At 69.4% G+C, this 24,744-nt stretch carries 24 protein-coding genes; 12 read left to right on the top strand and 12 right to left on the bottom strand.

Features of this window, described 5'->3' with window-relative positions; all coding sequences use genetic code 11:
• Window positions 1-405, bottom strand: a complete 405-nt coding sequence (locus A8M77_RS10425; RefSeq protein ID WP_086921485.1) for a PIN domain-containing protein — start codon at window positions 403-405, stop codon at window positions 1-3.
• A 293-nt stretch (window positions 406-698) separates the two neighbouring features.
• Here A8M77_RS10425 and A8M77_RS10430 point away from each other — a divergent pair, with 293 nt between their 5' ends.
• The 3 genes from A8M77_RS10430 to A8M77_RS10440 are packed head-to-tail and all read left to right on the top strand — an operon-like array spanning window position 699 to window position 2,561.
• Window positions 699-1,688 carry a cysteine peptidase family C39 domain-containing protein gene (locus A8M77_RS10430; RefSeq protein ID WP_143694577.1) on the top strand — a complete coding sequence of 330 codons (990 nt, stop codon included), beginning with the start codon at window positions 699-701 and terminating at the stop codon, window positions 1,686-1,688.
• On the top strand, window positions 1,621-2,259 hold the full coding sequence (locus A8M77_RS36060) for a polymorphic toxin type 50 domain-containing protein (protein ID WP_086921487.1): 639 nt from the start codon (window positions 1,621-1,623) through the stop codon (window positions 2,257-2,259). The genes A8M77_RS10430 and A8M77_RS36060 overlap by 68 nt, the downstream gene beginning before the upstream one ends.
• Complete coding sequence (locus tag A8M77_RS10440) at window positions 2,256-2,561, top strand: hypothetical protein (RefSeq protein ID WP_143694578.1); 306 nt, start codon at window positions 2,256-2,258, stop codon at window positions 2,559-2,561. The genes A8M77_RS36060 and A8M77_RS10440 overlap by 4 nt, the downstream gene beginning before the upstream one ends.
• A 252-nt stretch (window positions 2,562-2,813) precedes the next feature.
• On the opposite strand, the gene A8M77_RS10445 is transcribed toward A8M77_RS10440, so the two are convergent.
• Window positions 2,814-5,705 carry a C1 family peptidase gene (locus A8M77_RS10445; protein ID WP_086921489.1) on the bottom strand — a complete coding sequence of 964 codons (2,892 nt, stop codon included), beginning with the start codon at window positions 5,703-5,705 and terminating at the stop codon, window positions 2,814-2,816.
• A 217-nt stretch (window positions 5,706-5,922) separates the two neighbouring features.
• Between A8M77_RS10445 and A8M77_RS10450 the strand changes: the two genes are divergently transcribed.
• Window positions 5,923-6,351, top strand: coding sequence for a CBS domain-containing protein (locus tag A8M77_RS10450; RefSeq protein WP_086921490.1), 429 nt, complete (start codon window positions 5,923-5,925; stop codon window positions 6,349-6,351).
• Window positions 6,352-6,395: 44 nt separating this feature from the next.
• Here the strand turns inward: A8M77_RS10450 and mgtA are convergent, their stop codons facing one another.
• The 3 genes from mgtA to A8M77_RS10465 form a co-directional block, all read right to left on the bottom strand.
• The gene (gene mgtA / locus A8M77_RS10455) at window positions 6,396-9,119 is read right to left on the bottom strand and encodes a magnesium-translocating P-type ATPase (RefSeq protein ID WP_086921491.1); all 2,724 of its coding nucleotides are present in this window, start codon (window positions 9,117-9,119) and stop codon (window positions 6,396-6,398) included.
• Window positions 9,120-9,306: 187 nt separating this feature from the next.
• Entirely contained in the window at window positions 9,307-9,498 is a 192-nt protein-coding gene (locus A8M77_RS10460) for a hypothetical protein (protein ID WP_086921492.1), read from the bottom strand.
• A gap of 370 nt (window positions 9,499-9,868) precedes the next feature.
• Window positions 9,869-11,101 (bottom strand): THUMP domain-containing class I SAM-dependent RNA methyltransferase, encoded by a 1,233-nt coding sequence (locus A8M77_RS10465; RefSeq protein ID WP_086921493.1) that lies wholly within the window; start codon window positions 11,099-11,101, stop codon window positions 9,869-9,871.
• A 129-nt stretch (window positions 11,102-11,230) separates the two neighbouring features.
• Here A8M77_RS10465 and A8M77_RS10470 point away from each other — a divergent pair, with 129 nt between their 5' ends.
• The 7 genes from A8M77_RS10470 to A8M77_RS10495 all read left to right on the top strand — a co-directional run bounded on the left by A8M77_RS10470 (window position 11,231) and on the right by A8M77_RS10495 (window position 16,317).
• Entirely contained in the window at window positions 11,231-11,884 is a 654-nt protein-coding gene (locus A8M77_RS10470; RefSeq protein WP_086921494.1) for a response regulator, read from the top strand.
• Window positions 11,884-13,782: a sensor histidine kinase gene (locus A8M77_RS10475; protein WP_086921495.1), complete on the top strand. Its 1,899-nt coding sequence runs from the start codon at window positions 11,884-11,886 to the stop codon at window positions 13,780-13,782. Before A8M77_RS10470 ends, A8M77_RS10475 begins: the two co-directional genes overlap by 1 nt.
• Window positions 13,783-13,927: 145 nt before the next feature.
• Complete coding sequence (locus A8M77_RS10480; protein WP_086921496.1) at window positions 13,928-14,218, top strand: hypothetical protein; 291 nt, start codon at window positions 13,928-13,930, stop codon at window positions 14,216-14,218.
• Between the two features lie 7 nt (window positions 14,219-14,225).
• A complete protein-coding gene (locus tag A8M77_RS37225) occupies window positions 14,226-14,357 on the top strand; it encodes a hypothetical protein (protein WP_272947433.1) in 132 nt (43 codons plus the stop codon).
• A gap of 91 nt (window positions 14,358-14,448) precedes the next feature.
• Complete coding sequence (locus tag A8M77_RS10485) at window positions 14,449-15,060, top strand: cytochrome b (RefSeq protein WP_086921497.1); 612 nt, start codon at window positions 14,449-14,451, stop codon at window positions 15,058-15,060.
• Window positions 15,057-15,647: a YceI family protein gene (locus A8M77_RS10490; RefSeq protein ID WP_086921498.1), complete on the top strand. Its 591-nt coding sequence runs from the start codon at window positions 15,057-15,059 to the stop codon at window positions 15,645-15,647. Before A8M77_RS10485 ends, A8M77_RS10490 begins: the two co-directional genes overlap by 4 nt.
• Window positions 15,648-15,690: 43 nt before the next feature.
• A complete protein-coding gene (locus A8M77_RS10495; RefSeq protein WP_086921536.1) occupies window positions 15,691-16,317 on the top strand; it encodes a YceI family protein in 627 nt (208 codons plus the stop codon).
• A gap of 27 nt (window positions 16,318-16,344) precedes the next feature.
• Here the strand turns inward: A8M77_RS10495 and A8M77_RS10500 are convergent, their stop codons facing one another.
• The 7 genes from A8M77_RS10500 to argS form a co-directional block, all read right to left on the bottom strand.
• On the bottom strand, window positions 16,345-17,946 hold the full coding sequence (locus tag A8M77_RS10500) for a phospholipase D family protein (RefSeq protein ID WP_238136773.1): 1,602 nt from the start codon (window positions 17,944-17,946) through the stop codon (window positions 16,345-16,347).
• 2 nt (window positions 17,947-17,948) lie between these two features.
• Window positions 17,949-19,541, bottom strand: coding sequence for an RNA polymerase factor sigma-54 (locus A8M77_RS10505; RefSeq protein WP_086921499.1), 1,593 nt, complete (start codon window positions 19,539-19,541; stop codon window positions 17,949-17,951).
• 12 nt (window positions 19,542-19,553) lie between these two features.
• The gene (lptB, locus tag A8M77_RS10510; RefSeq protein ID WP_086921500.1) at window positions 19,554-20,333 is read right to left on the bottom strand and encodes an LPS export ABC transporter ATP-binding protein; all 780 of its coding nucleotides are present in this window, start codon (window positions 20,331-20,333) and stop codon (window positions 19,554-19,556) included.
• Window positions 20,334-20,347: 14 nt separating this feature from the next.
• Window positions 20,348-21,049, bottom strand: a complete 702-nt coding sequence (gene lptA / locus A8M77_RS10515; RefSeq protein WP_086921501.1) for a lipopolysaccharide transport periplasmic protein LptA — start codon at window positions 21,047-21,049, stop codon at window positions 20,348-20,350.
• A 111-nt stretch (window positions 21,050-21,160) separates the two neighbouring features.
• Window positions 21,161-21,805 carry a thiol:disulfide interchange protein DsbA/DsbL gene (locus A8M77_RS10520; protein WP_086921502.1) on the bottom strand — a complete coding sequence of 215 codons (645 nt, stop codon included), beginning with the start codon at window positions 21,803-21,805 and terminating at the stop codon, window positions 21,161-21,163.
• A gap of 78 nt (window positions 21,806-21,883) precedes the next feature.
• A complete protein-coding gene (locus tag A8M77_RS10525) occupies window positions 21,884-22,603 on the bottom strand; it encodes an SPOR domain-containing protein (protein WP_086921503.1) in 720 nt (239 codons plus the stop codon).
• 15 nt (window positions 22,604-22,618) lie between these two features.
• Window positions 22,619-24,298 (bottom strand): arginine--tRNA ligase, encoded by a 1,680-nt coding sequence (gene argS / locus A8M77_RS10530; protein WP_086921504.1) that lies wholly within the window; start codon window positions 24,296-24,298, stop codon window positions 22,619-22,621.
• Between the two features lie 128 nt (window positions 24,299-24,426).
• On the opposite strand from argS, the gene A8M77_RS10535 reads away from it, so the two are divergent.
• Window positions 24,427-24,723 (top strand): PsiF family protein, encoded by a 297-nt coding sequence (locus A8M77_RS10535; RefSeq protein WP_086921505.1) that lies wholly within the window; start codon window positions 24,427-24,429, stop codon window positions 24,721-24,723.
• The last annotated feature ends 21 nt before the right edge of the window (window positions 24,724-24,744 follow it).

Raw genomic sequence — 24,744 nt, forward strand, 5'->3', positions numbered from 1 at the left:
TCATCCGCCCGGCACGCCGACCTCGACGCCCAGCGCCGCCAGCGGCCTGCGCATCTCCAGCAGCGCCCGGTCCTTGCTGAACAGCCGCGCCCGGTGCGCGACCGCCAGGTCGACGAAGACCTGGTCGTCCGGGTCGGCGCACAGGCAGGGCGCGCGCGGCGCATCCGCCACCGGCTGCACGCGCCGGTCGAAGGCGGCCAGCACCGCCCCGGCCTCGCGGCCGTTGCGTGCCAGGCGCGCGGCGACCAGCGGATAGCCCAGCACGCGCGCGAACTCCTCGCGCATCGCGGCCGTCGCGATCCATTGCACCTCGCCGGCTTCCAGCGCCGCCGCCAGCGCGGCGCAGCCCGGGTCGTCGAACACCAGCAGGTCGAGGGCGATGTTGGTGTCGATGACGATGGGCATGGATGGTGGTGCCGGCTTCGGCACCGATTGAACCAGACGACAGCCAAAGCATCGTGTGTGTCTTTGGCATCACACCAACGTTCTAATGATTTCAAGCGAGGCTTGACCTTTCTCTGCTGCTCGCCAACGATCCGCCCCCACCAAGAACAAGCCCGAAGGGCTAAGGGGAAATCATGGCGAGCTTGTCAGCTCCAGCCGTGGCGCGTTCGCGCCATGCGCCTTCATTTCATCGTTCTCACTTCATTGCACGTCACGCGGTCGGGCTTTGCTGCGGACTGCTGCTGATCGTTGCGTTGTGGCTTGGGCTCGCGTTGCGCGGCGGGTCACCTCCTGCTCTTCGCATCGTCCCTGGCCTCGATGAACCGCTGGTCGCCACCGCTGCGACATCGGCGCAGGAAGACGCAGCGCTCGATGCAGCGCTGCTGAACTTTCGCCGGGCGCCACCCGAGGCTGACTTTCCCGCGCCTGCCGAGCCCTTGATCGCCTTTGCCGATGCCCACCCGCACTCGGGCTGGCGCGCTGCGGTGCTGACCAATCTCGGCATTGGCTACTACCGCGCCGGCTACTTCTCCAAGGCGCTGTCGGCCTGGGAGCAAGCTTGGCAGGCCGGCCGCGACGCTCGCGATCCCGCAGCCAAGGCGCTGGCCGATCGCGCCGTCGGCGAACTCGCCCGCATGCGCGCACGCCTGGGCCATGCCGAGGCGTTGCAGGCGCTGCTGGACGACATCGGCAAGCGCCCATTGAGTGGCCCGGCCACCGAACTCTTCTCCGGTGCCCGCGAAGGCCTATGGACCTTCCGCAACGACCATGGCAAGGCTTATCTCTGCGGCCCCATGGCTTTGCGCAGCCTCTTGAGCGAGATGAAGGCTCCCGCTTCCAGCCTGGAGCTCATGAGCGCCCAGCGCTCCGGCCCCCGAGGCTTCGACCTCGCCCAGCTCTCCGCGTTGGCCGACCAGGCATCGCTGCCGCACCGCCTCATTCATCGCGCCGTCGGCGAACCCATCCCCGTGCCCTCCGTCGTCCACTGGAAGCTGAACCACTACGCCGCCATCGTCCAGGAGCAGGGCGGCCGCTACCTCGTGAAGGACCCCACCTTCGCCAGCGGCGACGCCTGGCTCACCCGCGCTGCCATCGACGCCGAGGCCAGCGGCTACTTCCTCGTGCCTGAGGCCACGGGTTCCGATTCATGGCGCAGCGTCAGCCTGGACGAGGCCCATGGGCTTCGCAGGCCTCTTCAGGCACGAGCGCAGCGGGTTCGATCTGGCGGTGTATCGGGCTTATGACCAACAGCGGGGGAGATGGCTCAACCGGGATCCGATGAGGGAAGACGGTGGGCTGAACCTGTATGGGTACGTCGATGGAAATCCGCTGAAGTACACGGATCGCCAAGGCCTCTTCGCCCACGTCATCGGCCCTGCGGTGCCGATCCTGGGCATCGGCTGCGCGCTCACGCCCGGGTGCCGGGATGCGATGGCCGATGCGATACGCAGTTGCGGTGGCGCGGCGGGGAGGCTCAAGGATTGGCTGTTGTCCGAAGAGGCAGAAAACTCCGGCCTCAAAATTCATGAAGGGCAGCAAGGCAAACATGTTCCTGGACACAACAACTATCAGCCCGGCAAGAGCGAACTAACCGATCCAGATCCTCAGGCGTTGCTCGATCAGGGCGCAGGCACAGGTCAGCAAATCGGCAGCACGCCAATCGGGCAACCAGGCTCGAAGGAGCGCGTTGACTTTGGCAAGAATATCGGGAGTTACGTCGATCCTGTGACTGGCGAAAGGTCGCCAACCAGCGTCGGCATCATTCACCACGGATCACGTGGTTCTCATATCGTTCCGGCGAGGCCAAAACAATGAACGCAGCTGAATTGAGAGTTCGGGTGTTGTTAACCCTTCAGGTTGCGTTGCTGGGCATGGTGACAGCCAATATGCGGTCGGTCGTGGTTTCCTGGACCGACAAGATTGTTCGAATACGTGTCGTATTCGACGATAGAGTTCTGGCCGAGGACGCAGAACTCGCAAGCGAGATCGAAAGCGAGGTGATCTCGCATCTGCCGCATCACTCTGTGCGTTGCCAGGCTGAAGCTTGCTTGACCTCCCAGGAGATGCGGATAAGTCCTGGAGAGGTATTGGTGTTTCGGCGCGCCGAAGCGAAGTAGGTGGGGAGACCGCGCGACGTTGCAGAGCAAATAGAAGACTGCCGCGATAGCGCTAGATAAGTGCTTGATCCGATTGACTTGGGTAGTGCTTCGCGCAGGGCGTTGTCGATCCCGGCAACGCCTGCTACTACGTCACGGACCACCTGGGCAGCGTCCGTCAGTTGGTTGATGCGCAGGGCGCCGTGCAGGATCGTTTGAGGTCGGCTGCCAGCAGCGTCACGCCGTGCTCGAACATCGCCGCGCCAAGCTCGCTCAGAACCCCCGCAGGTCCTCCACCGGCATCGCGAGCTTCGCGCCGGTGATGCGCTCCAGCGTGCGCGTCATCACCTCAATGTCGTTGTCGAAGGCGCCATGGGCCGGGCGCTCCAGCACCGGCTGGCCGCCGGCGTCCAGCGCCACCTCGATGCGCGGGCCCTGCACGCGCTGGGTACGAGTCTCCAGCTTCGAGGCCTCTGCCGCCTGGCGCCAGAGCGCGAGCGCCTCGCCGGTGTCGGAGGAGCCGTCCCAGCCCGAGTAGGCCGGATCGTTGATGCGGTCCAGGCCGAGGATGGGCGTGTGCAGGTCGGCCTCCAGCGCGTTGGAGACCAGGTACAGCAGTGACTTGCGGTAGATCGGCCCCACCGTGTCCGCGCGCTCGACAGCGTCGGACAGGACGTCCAGGTGGAGGCGCGCCATCAGCGCGGCATCGCCCGCGTAGTGCCGGTTGGCGAAGGCCACGGAGCAGGCCGGCGCATACAGGCTGACCGAGGCGATGCGGCCGCCCAGCCCGCCGTCGCGCCTCGTGCGCTGCCGCTCGGCCAGCGCGCCGAGCAGGTGACCGATGGCGATCGAGCCGGCCGAGTGGCCGACCAGGTGCAGCTCGAACTTCTCGCCCCAGTTCGCGGCGAGCGCCTGCAGCGCATCCAGCAGCAGGTCACCGCCGCGCCGCACGGCGAAGGCCAGTTCGGCGTTCTCCTTCATCTCGCTCCACAGCGGCCGCGCGAGCGGACGGCCCACGCTCTTCTCGACGAGCAGGTCGGTCTTCTCGGTGACCCATTCGCCGATGCCCGCGCCGGCGCGGGCATCGGCGCGGAAGGCATCGGCGATGAGATTGCCGATCGTTTCGAACAGCCCGGTCTTCCACACCAGGAACAGCGGATAGCAGCCATTGCCGATGAAGTAGCGGCCCATGGCACTGGCGCGCTTGATCGCCTCCTCCTCGCTGTTGAGGCCGCCATGGACGTAGAGCACCAGGCGCTGGGTGGCCGTCTGCTGCTGGCGGAACCAGGTGTCGGGCAGCACGCAGGCCTGCTGCTGGAGCTTGCGCGGCTGCTCGTCCTCGGTGAGGTAGCGGCTGACGCGGCCGTCGTTGCCCAGCACCACGCTGTGCTGGTAGGCCAGGCCCGTGTCCCACCACTTGCTGCGGTCGGTGCCCGAGAGCGCGGCGGAGGCGCCGGCGCCGCCCACCGCCAGCCGGCCGGCGACCACGCCGGGCACGCCCAGCGCGACCACCCAGGCGTCCATCGCGTTGGCCAGCCAGTCCAGGTAGCCGAGCACCGCGAAGCCGCCCGCGCCCCAGCCCTTGCCCCAGGAGTTCTGCAGGATGAAGCCCTGCGCGTTGAAGCCGATCAGCGCGAAGGCATGGCCGCCGGTCTGGGAACGGCGGCCGTCGAAGGCGATGAGGGGCAGGTCGGGATGGCTCTTCGGCGCCGGGGCCATCGGCACCGCGTCCCAGCCGGCATGGGTGAAGGCGGAGACGAAGACAGCGCGGTGCTGCGCGATCGCCGCCTGCAGGTCGGTGATGGAGCTGATGTCGACGCGGTAGTACACGCCCAGCGTGTTCTGCGAGGCGCGCGCCGCGAAGCCGTAGGTGGCCGGGTTCGACTTCTCGGGCAGGTAGGGCCAGTCCTGCTCCAGGCAGACGCCGTGGTTGAACCAGCCCTTGAGCGCGCCGCGACAGCTCGAGCCCTCGTAGTTCTCGCCCTCGTACTCGTCGTGCCGGCGCGCCAGCGTGTAGAGCATGCGCGGGCTCACCGATTCGAGCTGGGCCGGCAGGCCGGACTTGACCCAGCGCAGGTAGTTGATGACGCAGGACAGGCCGAAGCCGGTGCAGGCGCCCTCGCGGCCCTGGTCCAGGATCAGGCCGGCGCGCGTGTAGGCCGGCAGGTACTGGCGCACTTCCTCCGTCGGCGGGAACTCGTCGGGCAGGCTGATCGCGCTGGGCAGGAAGACGCGGTCGCGCAGGTCGGCCGTGTCCTTGCGGGTGCGGGAGACGGCGGCGCGCTCGGTCGGCGTCGGCTCGGCGGCTGCCGCCGCGGCGGCCGCGCCGCGCCGCGCGGCACCGGCGCGTGCGGGCGGCCAGACCGTGGCGGCCCGGTCGAACACGTCCTTGAAGCGGTCGAGGCCATGCGCGCCGCCGTTCACCAGCTTGCGCGCCTGGGCCAGGTCGCCGCCGCGGATGGCCTGCCGGAATTTCGCCGCCTTGTCCGCGAGGTAGAGCGCCAGCAGCACCGCCGCCACCTCGGGTGCATTGGCGCGGTCCGGCGCCGCGGCGAGCGGCACGCCGATGCGCTCGCCGTAGCGGGTGTAGTTGTCCTTGCCGGTCAGCTGCACGAAACCGCGGCCGCGGTAGCGCTCGCCGTCGCCGGCCTGGCTGTTGCCGAGGGCGGTGCGCTTGTCGTACAGGCTGAAGGGCGGGCCGCCCGGCGGCGTGTTGAACTTGGAGGGCGCTTCGGCGATCGGCACGAAGCCCTCGGTCTCCGCGCGGATGGTGCCCAGGGCGCCGAGGATCATGGCGCGGTCGGTGAGCTGGGCCACGCCGAGCGCCGCCTCGATGTAGGGCAGGTAGCGCGCGATGTTGGCCGGCTTGGTGGCGGGAAAGAGCCGGCTGACGTTGCTCACGTTGAGAGTCAGCTCGAACTGGGCGGTGTCGATCGCGACCAGGTCCAGCAGCTGCTGGCAGCGCGGGCCCACCACGCCGTCGGCGATCAGGCCGACGCCGGCCTGCCAGCGGCGGATCGCAGCGTCGAAGCCCTCGTCGATGGGCGTGCCGGCGGCCTGCAGCGAGGGAAAGGGCGCCGCGTCCGCGCCCAGCACCCTGGCGAGGGCCTGGCGCAGCCTGTCGACGTCCTCGCCCGCGCTTCCCTTGCTCATCAGGATCTGCATGGCGGCTCCTCGGGCGGCGGCCGCCCAGCGCGACGGATGTTCCTGCGTGCGTCCGGCGCTGTCCATCTGCCGAAACGGCTAGTCCGTCGGCCGGTGCGCGAAACCCTGTTCGCGGCGCGCCTTGCCGCGATGCTGTCGCAAGGCCTGCCTAGCATCCGGCGCTGGCGCGGCCCTTGCATGGGCTGCAGGTGATCCTTGTTCCCAGGAGCTGCGATCCATGAAACCCGTCTCCGAACTGCTCAAGCGCCGGAACTCGGCCGTCTGGCGCATCGAGCCCGGTGCCACGATGTTCGATGCGCTGGAGGCGCTCGCCCGCCACGAGGTGGGTGCGCTGATGGTGATGTCGCACGACCAGCTGGTCGGCGTGATCTCCGAGCGCGACTATACCCGCAAGGTGGCGCTGCAGGGGCGCAATTCGAAGGAGGTGCTGGTGGCCGAGCTGATGACGCCCGACGTGACGACCGTCAGCCCGACGACACGCACCCGCGAATGCATGGCGCTGATGAGCCAGAAGCGCATCCGCCACCTGCCGGTGGTGGACGGCAAGCGGGTGGTGGGCATGATCTCCATCCGCGACCTGATGGACGACATCATCGCGGACCACGAGCAGACCATCGAGCAGCTGCGCAGCTACATCCAGGGCTGAGAGCCTGAGCGTCTTTCGCCCGAGCCGCGCCGAGCCAGGCCTCGTCACTGCCATCCGTAGCGCCGGCCATACCAGCCCTTGGCCGCCTGCACCACGCCCATGTACCCCACCAGGATGATCACCAGCCAGGGAAAGTAGGACAGCGGCAGCGCCTGCAGCTTGAAGGCATGCGCCAGCGGCCCCATCGGCAGCCAGATGCCCACGGCCACGATGGCCGCGCACATGCCCAGGAGCGGCCAGGCGGCGCGGCTTTGCACGAAGGGAATGCGGCGGGTGCGGATCAGGTGCACGATCAGCGTCTGCGACAGCAGGCCCTCGATGAACCACCCGGACTGGAAGAGCGTCTGCATCGCCTCGGTCCGCGCGCCGAAGACGAACCACATCAGCCCATAGGTCGCGATGTCGAAGACCGAGCTGATCGGCCCGAAGAACACCATGAAGCGCCCCAGGTCGGCGGGATTCCAGCGCTGCGGCAGCCGCAGGAATTCCTCGTCCACCCGGTCGAAGGGGATGGCGATCTGCGAGAGGTCGTACAGCAGGTTCTGCACCAGCAGGTGCAGCGGGAGCATCGGCAGGAAGGGCAGGAAGGCGCTGGCCGCCAGCACCGAGAACACGTTGCCGAAGTTGGAGCTGGCGGTCATCTTGATGTACTTGAGCATGTTGGCGAAGGTGCGGCGGCCCTCCATCACGCCCTGCTCCAGCACCATCAGGCTCTTCTCGAGCAGGATGATGTCGGCCGACTCCTTGGCCACGTCCACCGCGCCGTGCACGGAGATGCCGATGTCGGCGGCGCGCAGCGCCGGCGCGTCGTTGATGCCGTCACCCAGGAAGCCGACCACGTGGCCGTTGGCATGCAGGGCGCGCACGATGCGCTCCTTGTGGGCGGGCGTGAGCTTGGCGAAGACCTGGTGAAACGCCACGGCCTGCTGCAGACCCGCATCGTCCATGCGCTCGACCTGGTGCCCCAGGATCAATTCGCCAGCCTCGATGCCGACCTGCGCGCAGACGCTGCGCGTGACGCGCTCGTTGTCGCCGGTCAGCACCTTCACCGCCACGCCATGCCCGGCCAGCGCCCGCAGCGCGGGCACGGTGGATTCCTTGGGCGGATCGAGGAAGGCGACGTAGCCCGCCAGCGTGAGGCCGGCCTCGTCAGCCACGCCGTAGGCGGCGCGGCGCGCATCGCCCGCCAGCCTGCGGCTGGCCACCGCGACCACACGCAGGCCCTGGTCGTTGAGTTCGGCAGCCACCTGGTGGATGCGCGCCAGCAGCGCCGCATCGAGCGGCAGCACGGCCTCGCCGCGCTCGACCCAGGCGCAGGCGGAGAGGATCTCCTCCAGCGCGCCCTTGCAGATCAGCAGGTGGCTGTCGTCGCCGTTGCCCACCACCACCGACATGCGGCGGCGCGTGAAGTCGAAGGGCACCTCGTCGATCTTGCGCCAGCCGGCGTGCAGCCGCGCCGCCTCGCGCAGTTCGCCGTGCCCGAGCACCGCCTCGTCGAGCAGGTTCTTCAGCCCGGTCTGGTGGAAGCTGTTGAGCCAGGCCAGCTCCAGCACGTGCCCGGCCTGCTCGCCCCAGGCATTGGTGTGGCGCTCGAGCACGATGCGATCCTGCGTGAGCGTGCCGGTCTTGTCGGTGCACAGCACGTCCATGGCGCCGAAGTGGTGGATCGCCTCCAGCCGCTTGACGATGACCCGGCGGCGCGACATCGCGACCGCGCCCTTGGCCAGGGTGGCGGTCACGATCATCGGCAGCATCTCGGGCGTGAGGCCGACCGCGATCGCCAGCGCGAACAGCGTCGCCTCCCACCAGTCGCCCTTGGTGAAGCCGTTGATCAGCAGCACCAGCGGCGCCATGGCCAGCATGAAGCGGATCAGCAGCCAGCTCACGCGGTTGATGCCGGCCTGGAAGTCGCTGGTGGTGCCGCGCCCGGTCGCGCCGATGCGCTGCGCCAGCGCGCCGAAGAAGGTGCGCGCGCCGATGTGCACCACGACCGCGGTCGCGCTGCCGCTGACCACGTTGGTGCCCATGAAGAGCAGGTTGTCGCGCTCCAGCAGGCCGGGCTCGGCGTGGCCGCGCTGCACGGCGAACTTCTCCACCGGCATCGCCTCGCCGGTCAGCGCCGACTGGCTGATGAACAGGTCCTTGGCGCCGAGCAGCCGGCAATCGGCCGGGATCATGTCGCCCGCGGACAGCGCGACCACGTCGCCCGGCACCAGCTCGCGCATGGGCAGTTCCACGCGCACGGCGCCGGCCGGCGCGGGCCGCAGCACGGTGGTGGTGTTGCCGACCATTGCCTTGAGCCGGTCGGCCGCCAGGTTGGAGCGCGACTCCTGCAGGAAGCGCAGCACGGTGGACAGCAGCACCATGCTGCCGATCACCACCGTGGCCTTGAGGTCCTCGGTGACCCACGAGATCAGCGCCAACGCGCTCAGCAGCAGGTTGAAGGGGTTGCGGTAGCACTGCCAGAGGTGGGCCCACCAGGGCAGGGCCTGCTCGTGGCGGACCTCGTTGGCGCCGACGCGCTTGCGCAGGGCCAGGGCCTGCTCCTCGCCGAGGCCCTGCGGCGTGCTCTGCAGGCGCAGGAGCAGTTCGTCGGGCGCGGCGTTCGAGGCGGCGTTCAGCGCCTCGGTCGTCTCGGCCGGCAGGGCGACGGAAGTCCCGGCCACGGGCCGGGGGCCGAGCAGCGCCTGCCAGCGCTCGAAGTGGCGCAGCATCCGGCGGCTGCGCAGGAAACCTTGGAGAAGAGTTTGAAGGATGAGGCGATGCATGAGGAGCTCCTTCGGCCGCAAGCGCGAAGGAGCCCTCGTCCGCCTAGCCGGAAGAGGCTCCCTGCAGCGCGGCGCGTTGCATTGGATTCACGGGTTCAGGAGAAGGCGCGGCACGGCGCCAGCAAGGGTCGGGATCCATGGCGGCCTCCTGTTCCTGGAATGTGGGCATCGATGGGAAGCCGCGCGCTCAGCGCTGCTGCGGCAGGCGCAGGGGCGGTTGCTGCGAGAGCAGGAAATGGCGGATGCGCCGGCAGGGCCACAGGCCCGACTGGTCCAGCGACTGGGCCTGGTCCAGCGCCTGCTCGGTGTCGGCGGGCCGGGGCGCGTCGACCCGCTCAGGCGTGTGGGCGGTCGGATGAAGGTTCGTCCGTTGGCACATGACAAGGCTCCTTGTGGGTCAAGGGCCTCGCAGCGCGGGCAGGCTGCAGGCGCGCCGCTCGATGTGCGCAACGCCGCAGCGGACGCGCATCGACCGACGGGAAAGTCAGCGAAGTGAAGGGGATCGGGAGGGAGAGAGCCGCTTGCCGGAAAGAACAACAAGCGTCACGCTGCGGCGGCTTCGGCGCGCAGCGCGGGGAACCTGCGCTACTGGGGTGCCGAGTGAGCCGCACCTGCCGAGGCGCGCATCACATCACTGAATCGACTGGCACTGTCCACGCACGAGGCTCCGAAGTGAAGATGCGCGATTGTTGCAAAGCAACATGGCACGGTCAATCGAGGACACGCGTTGTCCATGGCCCCTGTGTGCTTTATGCAACCGGCCGGCTGCGTGCAGAGCCCGCGACCATGTCAAACCGAAATAGACGGCATTCGATCGGCCCGTTCCACATCGGCACGCGGCGCGATTCCTTCAGCCGCATGCGCCTGGGCAGCTGCAGGTCGGGCGTGAGCACCCAGGCGGTCCAGCCGGCGAAGTTCTTCTTCCAGTGGGTGGCCAGCTGCTGGAAGAACTCGCCGCCGTCCTCGGTCTGCGCCTGTTCGCGGCGGCCGCGCGTCACGCCGCCGACCTCGATGCGCTCGCCATAGGGCGGGTTGAGCACGATCACGCCCGACTCGGCCGGCGGCATGCGCTGCAGGGCGTCCCCGCCGCGGAACTGCACGGCGGCCGCGACGCCGGCGCGCTCGGCATTGCGCTGGGCGAAGTCGACCATGCGGTGCGACACGTCGGAGCCGAAGATGGGCACCGCTCCCGCTGCAGCGGGCCGGGCCGCAGCCTGCGCCTCGGCCTTGAGGGCGGACCACACGTGCGGCTGGAAGGGCAGCAGCTTCTCGAAGCCGAAGCGCCGCGCGCCGCCGGGCGCGATGCCCTGGGCCAGCTGCGCTGCCTCGATGGCGATGGTGCCGCTGCCGCAGCAGGGGTCGTAGAGCGGCGCGGCCGCGACCTCGCCCGTCTCGGGGTTCCACCAGCCGCTGGCGGCCAGCATGGCGGCGGCCAGGGTCTCCTTCAGCGGGGCATCGCCCTTGTCCTGGCGCCAGCCGCGCTTGAACAGCGGCTCGCCGGAGGTGTCGATGTAGAGGGTGCAGTGCGTGGCATCCAGGTGCGCGAAGACGCGGGCGTCGGGCCATCGGGTTTCGATGCTGGGCCGCACGCCGCCGGCGCGCTCGCGGAAGCGGTCGACGATGGCGTCCTTGATGCGCAGGGTCGCGAAGTTGAGGCTCTTGAGCGGGCTGTGCTGCGCCGTGGTCTCGATCTTGAAGGTGTTCTTCGGCGTGAACCAGATCTCCCAGGCCACGCCACCCGCGATGGCGTAGAGATCGTGCTCGCCGCGGTAGGGCGCATGGGCCAGCTCGACCAGCACGCGCTGCGCGAGCCGGCAGTGCAGGTTGAGCTGCAGCGCGTCGCGCCAGTCGGCGCGCACCCGCACGCCGCCGCGCAGGCTGAGAAGGTCCTGGCCGGCGCGGCCGGTCAGTGCGTGCACCTCCTGGGCGAGGAAGTCCTCGACGCCGGCGGCGCAGGGCAGGAAAAGGGAAAGCTCGTTCATGGGGATGGGCGGGCAGTATCCCATGCAGGGCCACGCGCCTTCAGGCACGGCAGGCATAGCGCCTTCGCGCGATGGCCGCCGCGCAGGCCCGGTGCGAAAATCCCCGCGTCGCATCGCCGAAGGGCATCCATGACCACCAGCGTGCTGATCGTCGAAGACGAACCCGAGTTCCTGCGCCGCTTCTCGGACGCGGTGCTGGCCGACCCGGCGCTGGCCCTGGTCGGCGCCGTCGCCACCGGGCGCGCCGGCATCGCGATGCTCGACGCCCAGCCGCCCGACGTGATGCTGGTCGACCTCGGCCTGCCCGACATCGACGGCGTGGAGGTGATCCGCCATGCGGCGCGACGCCATCCGCAGTGCGACGTGCTGGTGGTCACCATGTTCGGCGACGACCAGCACGTGGTGGACTCCATCGAGGCCGGCGCCACCGGCTACCTGTTGAAGGACGCGGGCGCGCAGCGCATCGCGGCCAGCATCCACGAGCTGCGTGCGGGCGGCTCGCCGATCAGCCCCAGCATCGCGCGGCGGGTGCTCTCGCGCTTTCGCATCAGCGCCGCGCCGCAGCCCGCGCCGGCCAAGGACGCCGCGCCCTCGCCGCTGACGGAGCGCGAGACCGAGATCCTGCGCCTCGCGGCCAAGGGCCTGAGCTTCGAGACCATCGGGGAGCTGACCGGCATCTCGCCGCACACGGTGGTGGCGCACGTCAAGAAGATCTACCGCAAGCTGGCCGTGCATTCGCGCGGCGAAGCGGTCTACGAAGCGAGCCAGATGGGGCTGCTGTGATGCGCGCCGCGCGCCGGCCCGGCGCGCTGGCCGCCGGCCTGCTGCTGCTGCTGATGATGCTGCTGGCCTGCCTCGCGCCCGGCGTGCAGGCCGCGGTGCAGGCGCCGCGACAGGCCCAGGTGTTCGCGGCCCCCGGGGTGGCACGCAGTCCGCCCCCGCCCGGCGCCGCCTGGCAGCCGGTCACGCTGCCCGACGATGCCGGCTATTCGCGCCCGCCCCTGGCCCTGGCGCCGGCCTGGTACCGCGTCGGCTTCGACTACCCGGACGACCCGGCGCGCCAGACCGCCTGGGCCGTCTACGTGCCCTACTTCTACGACGGCGGCGAGATCTGGCTCAACGGCAGCCTGATCGGCAGCGTGGCGGAAAGCAGCCCCGCGATGCACGCGCGCACCTACCGGCCGCAGACGGCGCTGCTGCCGCCTTCGCTGCTGCGCCCGGGCCCCAACGAGCTGGCGATCCGCGCCGCGCCCTCGAAGGAGTACCCGCTGCGTTTCCCTCAACTGAGCGTCGGTCCGGTGGACGAGATCCAGCCGCTGCACAACCGCCGCCTGTTCTGGGTGCGCACCGTGCCCGAGCTGACGGTGCTGGTGTCCTTCCTGGCGGCGGGCTTCGTTGCCTTCATCTGGTGGCGGCGCCCGGTCGAGATGCTCTACGGCCTGTTCGGGCTGGCGGCGGCGCTGTGGGCGGTGCGCACCATGACTTTCCTGATCGACAGCATGCCGATCGAGCCCTGGCACTGGTGGCGCGTGCTCTACCAGTGCGCCACCGGCGGCTTCGTGATCGTGATGGCGGTGTTCACGCTGCATTACGCGGGCGTCCGCCGACCCTGGCTGGACCGGGCCCTGATCGGCTATGGGCTGGTGGGCCCGCTGTGGTTCGCCCTCGGCGGCTTCGCGGCCGAGCCGGCCATCTCCCGCTGGTGGCTGGGCGGCATGATGGGCGTGGGCCTGCTGATCATCGCCATCGCGTTCGTCTACGCGCGGCGCCGCGGCACGCTGATCGCGGCCGCGCTCTTCGCGGTGATGGCCTTCGCGGTGCTGGTGGGCATCCATGACTATCTGCTGACGTGGAACCCGGGCGTGCTGGCGCGCTTCTTCCCGGAATGGACCGGGCACCGCATCCACCTGCTGCACTACGGCTCCAACACCCTGCTGCTGGCGATGGGCGCACTGCTGGTCGCGCGCTTCCTGCGCACCCTGCGCTCGCTGGAGGAGCTCAACCGCACGCTGGAGATCCGCGTGGCCGACCGCGAGCGCGCGCTGGCCGACAACTACGCGCGGCTCGCCGCGCTGGAACGCGAGAACGCGGCGTCGGAGGAGCGCCAGCTGATCATGCGCGACCTGCACGACGGCCTGGGCTCGCAGCTCTTCACCTTGCTGTCGCGGGTGGAACGCGGCGACATGGACGAGCAGCAGATCGCCGGCGCCCTGCGCGCCTGCATTGCCGACATGCGGCTCGCGCTTGACGCCCTGGCCTCCGGCGAGCACGACCTGGGCGCCGCGCTGGGCAACTTCATGTTCCGTTGGGAAGGGCAGCTGCTCGCGGCCGGCGTGCGCCCGGGCTGGGACGTCGCGCTGCCCGAGGACGGCATGACCCTGTCACCACACGCCGCTTTGCAGCTGCTGCGGGTGGCGCAGGAGGCGCTGACCAACGTGCTCAAGCACGCGCAGGCCAGCCGGGTGCAGGTGCGGCTGCAGCGCGCCGGCGACATGCTGGAGATGGCGATCGAGGACGATGGCCGCGGCCTTCCCGAGCCCCGTCGGGAAGGCCACGGCCTGGGCAACATGCGGGCCCGGGCCCGCCGCCTGGGCGGCACGCTGGAGCTGCGGCCCGGCGCCAAGGGCGGCAGCTGCGTGCTGCTGCGCCTGCCGATGACGGCGAGCGCCGTGCCGGCCTGAGCCACGGCACGGCACGGCACGGCGTCCTCCCGCGAACGCGGGATGCCTGACGCAAAGGCGGAATTTTCTGCGCCGCGCTTCCCTTCTAGATTTGCATTCACGGACGCCTCGCGCGTCTTGTGTTTGAAGCCAGGAAGGACGCGCCATGCAGACCCAGCCCCAGACCCGAATCCGCTCTCGCCCCGTCTTCCCCCGCCGCCCTGCCGGTGGGCCCGCCAGCACGCCGCGCCTGCTGCTCGGGTCGGTGGCAGCGGCCGCCGTTCTGCTGGCGGCGCTGGCCCTGCTCGGCTACTGGCAGGCGGGGGCCGGCGCGGTCGCCGCGGCGCGGCCGGTGGCCGTGCCGGCCGCCACCAGCATCCCATCCCCGGTTCCCGCCGCCAGCGAGGTCCTGGGCGCCCCGATGCCGGTACCGGACGAGCCGGTAGCCACTTTCTGAATGAACCATGGGAAACACGACCATGACGCCGAGCCAGAACCCCGAGACCCGCGACGCCCCCTGGGCGGTGGTGCCCTGCCTGCTGCTGTCCGTGCTGGGCCTGGGCCTGCTGCTGATCTCGCACTGGAGCATGGCCTGACCCGCTGAGAACGTTGCCCGCCGGGGCCCGTGCGCCCCGGCAACGCGGTCGGCGGGCGCCGGATGACACGCCGTGGCCTTATGCTCCGGCCATGCCTGCCGAGCCGCCGAAATCCGAGGCCGTTCCTCCCCCCCGCGTCGCCGCCCGGCGCTACGGCGGGGTCGCGATGACGCTGCACTGGCTGCTCGCGCTGATGATCGTCACCTCCTTCAGCGTCGGGCTCTACATGTCGGGCCTGCCCTTCTCGCCGCTGCGCCTGAAGCTCTTCAACTGGCACAAATGGGCCGGCATCACCATCCTGGGCCTGACGGCACTGCGGCTGCTGTGGCGGCTGTCGCATCCGCCGCCGCCGCTGCCGCCCTGCATCGTGGAGGCCATGCCGGGCTGGCAGCTGGTGGCGCACCGCGGTACGCATCTGCTGCTGTATGTGCTGTTCTTCGCGGTGCCGCTGGCCGGCTGGGCCTACAGCTCGGCGCTGGGCTTCCCGATCGTCTGGTTGGGCCTGGTGCCGCTGCCGGACTTCATGCCGGTCGACAAGGAATTCGCCGAGGCGGTGCTCAAGCCGCTGCACCAGGGCAGCGCCTTCACGCTGGCGGCCGTGGCCCTGCTGCATGCGGTGGCGGCGCTGAAGCATCACTTCGTGGACCACGACGGCCTGCTGGACCGCATGTGGCCGTTCTCACACCAGGGACATCGCCGATGAGCCTTCTTCGCCCTGCATGGCGCGCGCTGTGCGCCGCCGCCCTTCTCGCCGCCGCGGGGACCGCGGGCGCCGCCGGCCCGGAGCCCATGGCCCGGCTGGTTCCGGGCCAGGGGCAGATCGGCTTCGTCACCAAGCAGATGGGCGTGCCGGTGGAGGGCGAGTTCCGGAAGTTCGATGCCCAGATCGCCTTCGACCCCAAGAAACCCGAAGGCGGCACGGTGGCGCTGCAGATCGACATGGCCAGCGCCACGCTGGGCGTGCCGCAGAGCGACGCCGAGCTGCCCAAGCCGCCATGGTTCGACACCGCGCGCTTTCCGAAGGCCAGCTTCCAGTCCAATGCGATCAAGAGCCTGGGCGGCGGGCGCTTCGAGGTCGCGGGCAGGTTGACGATCAAGGGCCACTCGCAGGAACTCGTGGTGCCGGTGGCGATCACGCAATCGGCGGACCGCTCGACCGCCACCGGAAGCTTTACGATCCAGCGCCTCGCCTTCAAGGTCGGCGAGGGCGAGTGGACCGACACCTCGATGGTCGGCGACGAAGTGCAGGTGCGCTTCAAGCTGGTCCTGACCGGGCTGCGCCCCCTTTGAATCCGCCATGCACGCATCCACCGCCATGCCCAAGCCCGCCATGATGATCAAGCTCGTTGCCACCGCCGCGCTCGCGGCCGCCGCGTCCCTGGCTGCCGCGCAGACCGCGCCGGAGATGGCCGCCCAGCCTGCGGGCGGGCCGGTCAAGGGCGCCAGCTACGTGGTCGACCCCACCCACACCTTCGTGATGTACGAGATGGGCCACTACGGCACCACCACCAACCGCGGCCGCTTCAGCACCAAGGACGGCACCATCAAGATCGACGGCAGCGGCAAGGGCGGCAAGATCGACATCACGATGGACATCAGTTCCATCAACACCGGCGTGGACCTGCTGAACCGCCATGTGCTGAGCCGCGACTTCCTCAACGTCGCCGAGTTTCCGGTGGCGCGCTTCGTGGCCGACAAGATCGACTTCAGCGGCGACAAGGTGACCGAGGTCGACGGCGCACTGACGCTGATGGGCCAGACCAAGCCCATCAAGCTCAAGGCCAACCGCTTCGGCTGCTACCTGAGCCCGTTGATCAAGCGCCAGGTCTGTGGCGGCGACTTCGAGGCCACGGTGGCGCGCAGCGACTGGGGCATCACCTGGGGCATTCCCTTCGGCTTCGAGGACCGGGTGCGGCTCCTGGTGCAGGTGGAGGCGGTGAACATCACGGGCGGGAGCTGACCGGCCCAGTCACGCCGGGCCTTCCGGCTACAGCAGACTCTCGGGCGCCAGCGGCGCCAGGATCTCCAGCATCAGGCGGTCCCAGAGCGTCGAATCCGGCTCGCTGGTCAGCACCTGCTCGACCCCGCCCTCGTCACTCACCCATTCGATGCGCTCGGTGCCCGGCGCAAAGCGCACCCTGTAGGCGCCCTGCTGCTTGAGCACATCGATGAGCTTGAGCACCTGCTGCGCCATCTCGCGGCTGAAGATGATCAAACCGATCTCGGTGTTGTGCACGTCCGAGCGCGGATCGAAGTTCATCGAGCCGACGAAGAGGACCCGGCCATCGATCACCGCCGACTTGGCATGCAGGCGCCCGATCTGCGTGCCGAACAGGCCCAGGCGCACGCTGCGGCGGGTGCGCTGCGAGCTCAGCTCGTGGATCTCTGCGCCGAGCTTGAGCATGTCGGGCCGGTAGCGCCGGTAGCCGGTGTGCACCACCGGCTCGTCGGTGGCGGCCAGGGAGTTGGTGACCACGCTGATCTTCATGCCGCGGCCGCGCACCTCGCGCATGGCGTCCAGGCCGCCCTTGCCGGGGATCAGGTACGGCGAGACGATGGTCACGTCGGAACGCCCGCGGCGGATCTGCTCGATGACGTTGTAGCGGACGCTGTCGACGTCCAGCAGGGGAATGCCGCCATAGCTGGCCTGCTTGCCGATCACACGGTCCGGTGAATCGGCATAGGCCTCGGCACGGGTCCAGATCAGGTCCAGCTTGCCGGCCTTGATGTCTTCCACGATCGGGCTGTAACCCAGAAGGTCGTTGGGCGGCGGCGGGCGCGGCGCGGGTGTGGTGGCGGGGCTCGTGAGTTCGTCGAAGCGGCGCTGACGCTGCTCGCGCGGCGCCGTGGTGGCGACCACGGTCTCGAGGGGCCGCACGTACTCGCTGTTCCAGTACTGGTCGAACAGGCTGGCCAGCCGGGGGATCAGCGCGCCGGCCACGAAGGTGTCGAGGTCGATGAAGTTGGCGCCGGCCGTCTGCGTGAAGTACTCGTTGCCGATGTTGCGCCCGCCGGCCACCGCCATCGCGCCGTCGGCGATGAAGAGCTTGTTGTGCATGCGGCGGTTGACGCGGGCGAAGTCGAACAGCGACGCGGAGAAGCGCCCGAGCATGCTGCCGCGGCCGGCCGGGAAGGGATTGAAGAGGCGCAGTTCCAGGTTGGGCGTGGCGGCCAGCGCGAGCAGCAGTTCGTCCTCGCCCGAGGTGTAGAGGTCGTCCATCAGCAGGCGCACGCGCACGCCGCGCAGGGCGGCGTCGCGCAGGGTGCGCATGAGGTAGCGGCCGGTCTCGTCGTTGTGGATCTGGTAGTACTGCACGTCCAGCGTGCGCTCGGCACGGCGCGCCAGTTCGAGGCGCGTGTCGAGTGCGAAGTCGCCGCCCGGCATCAGGCGAAAACCGCTGAGGTCGGGGTCGGGCTGCGAGGACTGGGCGATGCGGCCCAGCGGCGTGTCCGTGGACAGCGGCATGGCCTTGGACGGCGTGCGCTCGAACTCGGCGGGCAGCATGGCGCAGCCGCTGGCAAGGAAAAGCACCGCCATCAGGGCCAAGCCCAGACGCATCCACTGCGGCCACGGGCTCGGCGCCTTCATCGCTAGAGGGCCTTGCGCAGGTTGGCAGGCGCGATGCGCAGCGCCTCGCGGTACTTGGCCACCGTGCGGCGCGCGCACTCGATGCCCTGCTCCTTGAGCATCTCGGAGACCTGGCTGTCCGACAGCGGCTTCTTCGCGTCCTCGGCACTGACGAACTGCTTGATCAGCGCCCGCACCGCGGTGCTGGAGGCGTTGCCGCCGGTCTCGGTGCCCAGGGCCGAGCCGAAGAAGTACTTGAGCTCGACCGTGCCATAGGGCGTGGACATGTACTTGGCGGTGGTCACGCGGCTGATGGTGGATTCGTGCAGGCCCAATTCGTCGGCGATCTCGCGCAGCACCAGTGGGCGCATGGCCAGCTCGCCGTGGACGAAGTAGTTCTTCTGCCGCTCCACGATGGCGTTGGAGACGCGCAGGATGGTGTCGAAGCGCTGCTGGATGTTCTTGATGAACCAGCGCGCCTCCTGCAATCGCTGCGACAGCGCCTGGCTGCCCTCGCCCTTGTGGGACTTCAGCGCGCCGGCATAGATGTCGTGCACGCGCAGCCGCGGCATGATCTCCGGGTTGAGCGTGACGCGAAACTTGGCATTGCCACCCTGGCCCACGCGGGTGACGATCACGTCCGGAATGACCACGTTGCGCTCGACGTCGACGAAGCGGCGCCCGGGCTTGGGCTCCAGCCTGGCGATCATCTGAAGGGCAGCGCGCACCTCGTCCTCGTTGCTGCGGGTGAGGGTGGCCAGGCGCTTGAAGTCGCGCTTGGCAAGCAGTTCCATCGGCTGCTTGCAGATGGCCAGGGCGGTGCGGCGCACCTGCGCCTCTTCCTCGGTCTCGTCCTCGTGCCGCTGCGCGCGCAGCTGGATCGTGAGGCACTCGGCCAGACTGCGCGCGCCGACGCCGGCCGGCTCCAGGCTCTGCAGCAGGCCCAGCGCGACCTGGAAGTGGTGCACCAGCTCGTCGAACTGGTCGTTGTCGTCGCCCGCGAGGCCCGAGGCCAGGGCCGGCAGCGAGTCCTCCAGGTAGCCGTCGTCGTTGAGCGACTCGATCAGGAAGCGCAGCGCGGCCCGGTCGTTCTCCTCCAGGCGCAGGGCCAGGGCCTGGCGGTGCAGGAAGGACTGCAGCGACTCCTGGCTGCTGGCGAGTTCGGTGGCATCGGGGCGGTCATCGTCGCCCTGGCTGCTGTTGCTGCGCGCGGGGGCGTCGCCACCCCATTCGCTGTCGTCGGGGGCGAGGTCGACCGAGCCATCGCCTTCCCAGTCGGGCTCGCTGTCGGGAGCTTCGGCAGCCGTTGCGGCCTCGCCTTCGCCGGTCGCGGCCGATGCGCTCTCCACGGACGTCGAAGCCGGACCGGGCGCGAACTCGCTCTCGGCCTCGGACTGGCGGTCGTCGTCGCGCACCGGGGCATCGGCGGCCTCCAGGCCGAACTCCTCGCGCGGCGCCTCGTCGGTGGCGCGCTCCAGGAAGGGGTTCTCGTCGAGCATCTGCTCGACTTCCTGGCTCAGCTCGAGCGTGGACAGCTGGAGCAGCCGGATCGACTGCTGCAGTTGCGGCGTGAGCGCGAGGTGCTGCGAGACGCGCAGCGAGAGCCCTTGCTTCATGTGCGTCGGCCTCTACATCCGGAAGTGCTCGCCCAGGTAGACGCGCCGTACCTCGGCGTTGTCGACGATCTCCGATGGCGTGCCTTGTGCCAGCACATGCCCGTCGCTGATGATGAACGCGTGATCGCAGATGCCCAGCGTCTCACGCACGTTGTGGTCCGTGATGAGCACGCCGATGCCGCGCTCCTTCAGGAAATTGATGATCCGCTGGATCTCGATCACAGCGATCGGGTCGATGCCGGCGAAGGGCTCGTCCAGCAAGATGAAGCGCGGCTGCGTGGCCAGCGCGCGCGCGATCTCGACGCGGCGGCGCTCGCCACCCGACAGCGCCAGCGCCGGCGAGTCGCGCAGGTGGTCCACGCGCAGGTCGTGCAGCAGCTCGCCCAGGCGCTCCTCGATGCGCTGCCTGGGCAGCGGCTGGGGCCGGCCGTCGCCGTTGGGCTCGCGCTGCAGCTCGAGCACAGCGCGCACGTTCTCCTCGACCGTGAGCTTGCGGAAGATCGAGGCCTCCTGCGGCAGGTAGCTCAGGCCCATGCGCGAGCGGCGGTGGATCGGCATGTGCGCGATGGGCTCGCCGTCGATGCTGATCTCGCCGGCATCGGCGCGCACGAGGCCGACGATCATGTAGAAGGAGGTGGTCTTGCCCGCGCCGTTGGGCCCCAGCAGGCCGACCACCTCGCCCTTCTCGACGGCCAGCGAGACGTCCTTGACGACCTTGCGGCTTCCGTAGCTCTTCTGCAGGCCGCGCGCCTCGAGGCGGCTGCCCCGCGCGGCGATGCTGCCGTTGACCATGCCCGTGTCCTCCGTCACTGCCGCGATTCCCCGCCGAGGGTGGTGGTCGAGCGCAGGCCCGGACCGGAAGCCGGCGTCGCAGGCGCCGGAGCGGCCGGCACCGCTGCCTTGGCGCCGCCTGCGGCCGGCGCGGAGGCAGCCGACTTGGGCGTCAGGATCGCCCGCACCCGCCCGCCGGCCGGCGCCGCGACGCCCGCGTTGGGCGGCAGCGAAGAGCCGTTGACGGTGAAGGTGTCGTTGCTCTGGTCATAGACGATCAGCGGCCCGCTGCTCTCGTCGTTGACGGTGGCGCCATAGAGGCGGCGCATCACGGCGCGACGGATGAACTTCACGTTGTCGGCACGGCTGTCGTATTCGATGACTTCCGACTCGCCCTCGATCCACTCGTCGGTGCCAGCGTCGCGCTTCTGCTTGTAGTAGGCCAGCTTGCCGGGCGCGGCGGTGACCACGCCGTACTGGTAGCCCTCGGGGTCCTGCCGCACGTCGATGCGCGTGCCGCGAATGATGATCGTGCCCTTGGTCACCACCACGTTGCCGGTGAAGACGCTGGCCTGCTTGAGGTCGTCGTAGCGCATCGCGTCGGCCTCGATGTTCATCGGCTTGGTGCGGTCGGCCTTCTCGGCCTGCGCCAACGACGCCAGGCCGGCCAGCGACAAGGCGAATACGAAAGCACGACAGAGATGGCGAAAAGCGAGCGGAGAAAGTAACGAATTCATAAAGGCACGAAACTTGCTGGCGGATTGTATGCGGCCTCATGGACCCGGACTTCGGCGCCCGGATGAAAAAGCCCGCCGAGGCGGGCTTCCGGGGGAGCGGGGGGCGGCGCCTCAGGCGCTCTTGCGTGCCTCGCCGACCAGGTAGTCGGTGATCTGCAGGGCGCGTTCCATGCTGCGCGCCATTTCGCCGTCCACGTACCAGCGCCCCGCGATGCCCAGCGAGGGCACGCCGGCCACCTGGTAGGCGTCCTGCAGCTGCTTGGCGCGCTGGATCTTGCTGGCCACGCTGAAGGACTTGTACTGCTCGGTGAACTTGTCCTTGTCCAGGCCGTTGGCCGCGGCCCAGTCGATGATCTGCTGGTCGCCCGACAGGTTCTGGCGCTGCTGGTGGATGGCGTTGAACACCCGGCGCTGGTATTCGTCGACCTTGCCCATGGCTTCCAGGGCGTAGTAGAGCTTCTGCTGCGGCTGGAAGCTGGCCTGGAAAGCGACCGGCACGCGCCGGAAGGACACGTGCGGCGGCAGCTTGCGGATCCAGCCCTCGAGCGTCGGTTCGAAGGCATTGCAGTGCGGGCAGCTGTACCAGAAGAACTCGATCACCTCGACCTTGCCGGCCGGTGCGTCGACCGGCACGCGCTTTTCGAGCACCGCGTAATCGCTGCCGGCCTTGGGGACCTGGGCCTGCGCGTGCGCGGGGGAGACGAAGGGAAGCAGACCCAGCGAGCTGGCTGCCAGCGAAAAATCACGACGTTTCATGCGAATGGTTCTCCTGTGCGGCTGACAGAGCCGGTGCGGCGGCCGGAGTTCCCGGAACGCCGCGGTGGACGAAAAAGCTCAGCGCTGCACGCGCACGAGGGCCGATTCGAGGCCGTTGCCGTCGAGCCGCTCCTTGAGCCGGTCGGCGTCTTCCTTCTTGTTGAATGGGCCTGCCCGCACCCGGAACACGGTGCGGCCGGCCTGCTCGCGCTCGGTGATCCGGGCCTCCACGCCCATCAGCGAGAGCTTGGCGCGCTGGGCTTCCGCGTCTTCGGTGCTGCGGAAGGCGCCGGCCTGCACGAAGTACATGAAGGGGTCGCTGCTGCTGGGCGCCGCGGCGGCGGTCTGGGTGCTGCTGCCGCCGGCACGGGCACGGGCCAGGTCGCCGATCGGGTCGCTCGACGGCGGGAGCGCATTGGCTTCCGCCGGCACGGGCGGGCGCGCCGCACGCGGCTGCTGCGACGGCTGGCCGGGCGTCGGCTGCACCACCACCGGCGCCGGTGCGGTCTGCGGGGCAGCCGGCGCAGTGGCAGAGGGCTGTGCCGGCGCGGCGGGCACGGGTGGCGGCTCCGGTGGGCGCACGGCGCCGGCCTTGCCGGCCAGGGGTGCATTGGGATTCCAGTCGCGGTTCTTGCGCGCCTCGGCCTCGTCCTGCTCGGCACCGCCGCGCTGGGTCTTGGTCATGAAGGGGATCGGCACCTTGGTCACGTAGACCGCGATGCCCAGCGCCACGCCCAGCCCCAGCACCAGGCCGACGATCAGGCCGATGACGATGTTGCCGCTTTGTCTTTTAGTCATGGTGAGGGTCTGCAATCACATCTTGCGCGGCGCGCTCACGCCGAGAATCGCGAGGCCATTGTGCAGCACCTGGGCAGTGGCCGCGACCAGCGCCAGGCGGGCCCGCTTCACGGGCTCGTCGTCCACCAGGATGCGCTCGGCATCGTAGTAGCTGTGGTAGGCCGAGGCCAGCTCGCGCAGGTAGAAGGTGACGTCGTGCGGCGCGAAGTCCTTGGCGGCGGCGGCGAGCATGTCGGGATACTTGGCCAGCATCAGCAGCAGGGGCTGGGCAGCCGGGCTGGACAGCGGCGACAGGTCGGCCTGCCCCAGCGCGGACACATCGCCGCCCCAGGCGGCCAGCACCGAGCAGATGCGCGCATGGGCGTACTGCACGTAGTAGACCGGGTTGTCGTTGTTCTGCGCGAGCGCCAGGTCGACGTCGAAGGTGTACTCGGTGTCGGGCTTGCGGCTCAGCAGGAAGAAACGCACGGCGTCAGTGCTGGTCCATTCGATCAGGTCGCGCAGCGTGACGTAGCTGCCGGCGCGCTTGCTGATCTTGACCTCCTCGCCGCCGCGCATCACGCGCACCATGGTGTGCAGCACGTAGTCGGGGTAGCCGGCAGGAATCCCAACGCCTGCCGCCTGCAAGCCTGCACGCACGCGGGCGATGGTGCCGTGGTGGTCGGTGCCCTGGAGGTTCACCACCTTGTGGAAGCCGCGCTCCCACTTGGCGATGTGATAGGCGACGTCGGGCACGAAGTAGGTGTAGCTGCCGTCGCCCTTGCGCATGACGCGGTCCTTGTCGTCACCGTAGTCGGTCGACTTGAGCCACAAGGCACCGTCCTGCTCGTAGGTCTTGCCCGCTGCCACCAACTTCTTCACCGTGGCCTCGACCCGGCCGCTGGTGTAGAGGCTGGACTCCAGGTAGTAGTTGTCGAAGCGCACCTGGAAGGCCTTCAGGTCCAGGTCCTGCTCATGGCGCAGGTAGGCCACGGCGAACTGGCGGATCGAATCGAGGTCGTCGACGTCGCCGCTGGCGGTGTATTCGCGATCGTCCGAGCGCACCGTCTTCTTCGCCTTGAAGTCCTCGGCGATGTCGGCGATGTACTCGCCGTTGTAGGCCTGCTCGGGCCATTGCGGATCGCCCGGCTTGAAGCCCTTGGCGCGCAGCTGGGTGCTGGTGGCCAGGGTCTGGATCTGCACGCCGGCATCGTTGTAATAGAACTCCCGATACACCTGCGCGCCCTGCGTGGCGAGCAGGTTGCAGATGGCGTCGCCCAGTGCCGCCTGCCGGCCATGGCCCACGTGCAGCGGACCCGTGGGGTTGGCCGACACGAACTCGACCAGCACGCGCTCGCCACCCTGTTGGCCGGCCTCGCGGCCGAAGGCCTCGCCCGCGGCCAGCACCTCGCGCACGACCTGCTGCTTGGCGGCGGTCTTGAGGCGGATGTTCAGGAAGCCGGGGCCTGCGATCTCCACCGCGTCGACCCATTGCTGGAAGGCGCGGGTCGCGCGCAGCGCGGCGCTGATGTCCTCGGCCAGCTCGCGCGGCTTGCGCGAGAGCGGCTTGGCGAGCTGCATGGCGGCCGTGCAGGCCAGGTCGCCATGCGCCGCCACCTTGGGCGATTCGAAGGCCGCCTTGGCGCCATAGCCGGGCGAAAGGGTTTCGAGCGTGTTCGCGAGCGCCGCGAGCAGATCCTGTTTGACCAATAGCATCGCGGGATTTTACCGGGGGCAAACCCGCCCCTCGTCCGCCTCGGTCATCCGCCGGTCAGGGGCGGCCGTTAGCATGGGCGGCCCCTGTCGGGGCTCCTGCCACAACCCACCTCGAGGACACCCACACCATGAAGAAGTTTCTCCCTCTGATGGCCATGGCGGCCTGTCTTTGCGTCGGCGCCGCGCATGCGCAGGACAAGGCCCCCACGGCCCAGCAAAGCAAGATGGCCACGTGCAACAAGGACGCCGGCGACAAGAAGGGCGACGAGCGCAAGGCCTTCATGAAAACCTGCCTCTCGGCCAAGCCCGTGACGCAGCAGGACAAGATGAAGACCTGCAACGCCGACCCCAAGGCCAAGGCGCTGAAAGGCGACGAACGCAAGGCCTTCATGAAGGAATGCCTCAGCGCCAAGCCGGCGGCTTGAAGGCCCGGACCTTCCCGATCA

This window comes from Variovorax sp. JS1663, from assembly GCF_002157355.1.
Taxonomy (GTDB): domain Bacteria; phylum Pseudomonadota; class Gammaproteobacteria; order Burkholderiales; family Burkholderiaceae_C; genus Variovorax.

Coding starts and splice junctions, on each gene's coding strand:
- A8M77_RS10425 (WP_086921485.1), bottom strand. CDS start 405: ATGCCCATCGTCATCGACACCAACATCGCCCTCGACCTGCTGGTGTTC.
- A8M77_RS36060 (WP_086921487.1), top strand. CDS start 1,621: ATGGGCTTCGCAGGCCTCTTCAGGCACGAGCGCAGCGGGTTCGATCTG.
- A8M77_RS10440 (WP_143694578.1), top strand. CDS start 2,256: ATGAACGCAGCTGAATTGAGAGTTCGGGTGTTGTTAACCCTTCAGGTT.
- A8M77_RS10445 (WP_086921489.1), bottom strand. CDS start 5,705: ATGCAGATCCTGATGAGCAAGGGAAGCGCGGGCGAGGACGTCGACAGG.
- A8M77_RS10450 (WP_086921490.1), top strand. CDS start 5,923: ATGAAACCCGTCTCCGAACTGCTCAAGCGCCGGAACTCGGCCGTCTGG.
- mgtA (WP_086921491.1), bottom strand. CDS start 9,119: ATGCATCGCCTCATCCTTCAAACTCTTCTCCAAGGTTTCCTGCGCAGC.
- A8M77_RS10460 (WP_086921492.1), bottom strand. CDS start 9,498: ATGTGCCAACGGACGAACCTTCATCCGACCGCCCACACGCCTGAGCGG.
- A8M77_RS10465 (WP_086921493.1), bottom strand. CDS start 11,101: ATGAACGAGCTTTCCCTTTTCCTGCCCTGCGCCGCCGGCGTCGAGGAC.
- A8M77_RS10470 (WP_086921494.1), top strand. CDS start 11,231: ATGACCACCAGCGTGCTGATCGTCGAAGACGAACCCGAGTTCCTGCGC.
- A8M77_RS10475 (WP_086921495.1), top strand. CDS start 11,884: ATGCGCGCCGCGCGCCGGCCCGGCGCGCTGGCCGCCGGCCTGCTGCTG.
- A8M77_RS10480 (WP_086921496.1), top strand. CDS start 13,928: ATGCAGACCCAGCCCCAGACCCGAATCCGCTCTCGCCCCGTCTTCCCC.
- A8M77_RS37225 (WP_272947433.1), top strand. CDS start 14,226: ATGGGAAACACGACCATGACGCCGAGCCAGAACCCCGAGACCCGCGAC.
- A8M77_RS10485 (WP_086921497.1), top strand. CDS start 14,449: ATGCCTGCCGAGCCGCCGAAATCCGAGGCCGTTCCTCCCCCCCGCGTC.
- A8M77_RS10490 (WP_086921498.1), top strand. CDS start 15,057: ATGAGCCTTCTTCGCCCTGCATGGCGCGCGCTGTGCGCCGCCGCCCTT.
- A8M77_RS10495 (WP_086921536.1), top strand. CDS start 15,691: ATGATCAAGCTCGTTGCCACCGCCGCGCTCGCGGCCGCCGCGTCCCTG.
- A8M77_RS10500 (WP_238136773.1), bottom strand. CDS start 17,946: ATGAAGGCGCCGAGCCCGTGGCCGCAGTGGATGCGTCTGGGCTTGGCC.
- A8M77_RS10505 (WP_086921499.1), bottom strand. CDS start 19,541: ATGAAGCAAGGGCTCTCGCTGCGCGTCTCGCAGCACCTCGCGCTCACG.
- lptB (WP_086921500.1), bottom strand. CDS start 20,333: ATGGTCAACGGCAGCATCGCCGCGCGGGGCAGCCGCCTCGAGGCGCGC.
- lptA (WP_086921501.1), bottom strand. CDS start 21,049: ATGAATTCGTTACTTTCTCCGCTCGCTTTTCGCCATCTCTGTCGTGCT.
- A8M77_RS10520 (WP_086921502.1), bottom strand. CDS start 21,805: ATGAAACGTCGTGATTTTTCGCTGGCAGCCAGCTCGCTGGGTCTGCTT.
- A8M77_RS10525 (WP_086921503.1), bottom strand. CDS start 22,603: ATGACTAAAAGACAAAGCGGCAACATCGTCATCGGCCTGATCGTCGGC.
- argS (WP_086921504.1), bottom strand. CDS start 24,298: ATGCTATTGGTCAAACAGGATCTGCTCGCGGCGCTCGCGAACACGCTC.
- A8M77_RS10535 (WP_086921505.1), top strand. CDS start 24,427: ATGAAGAAGTTTCTCCCTCTGATGGCCATGGCGGCCTGTCTTTGCGTC.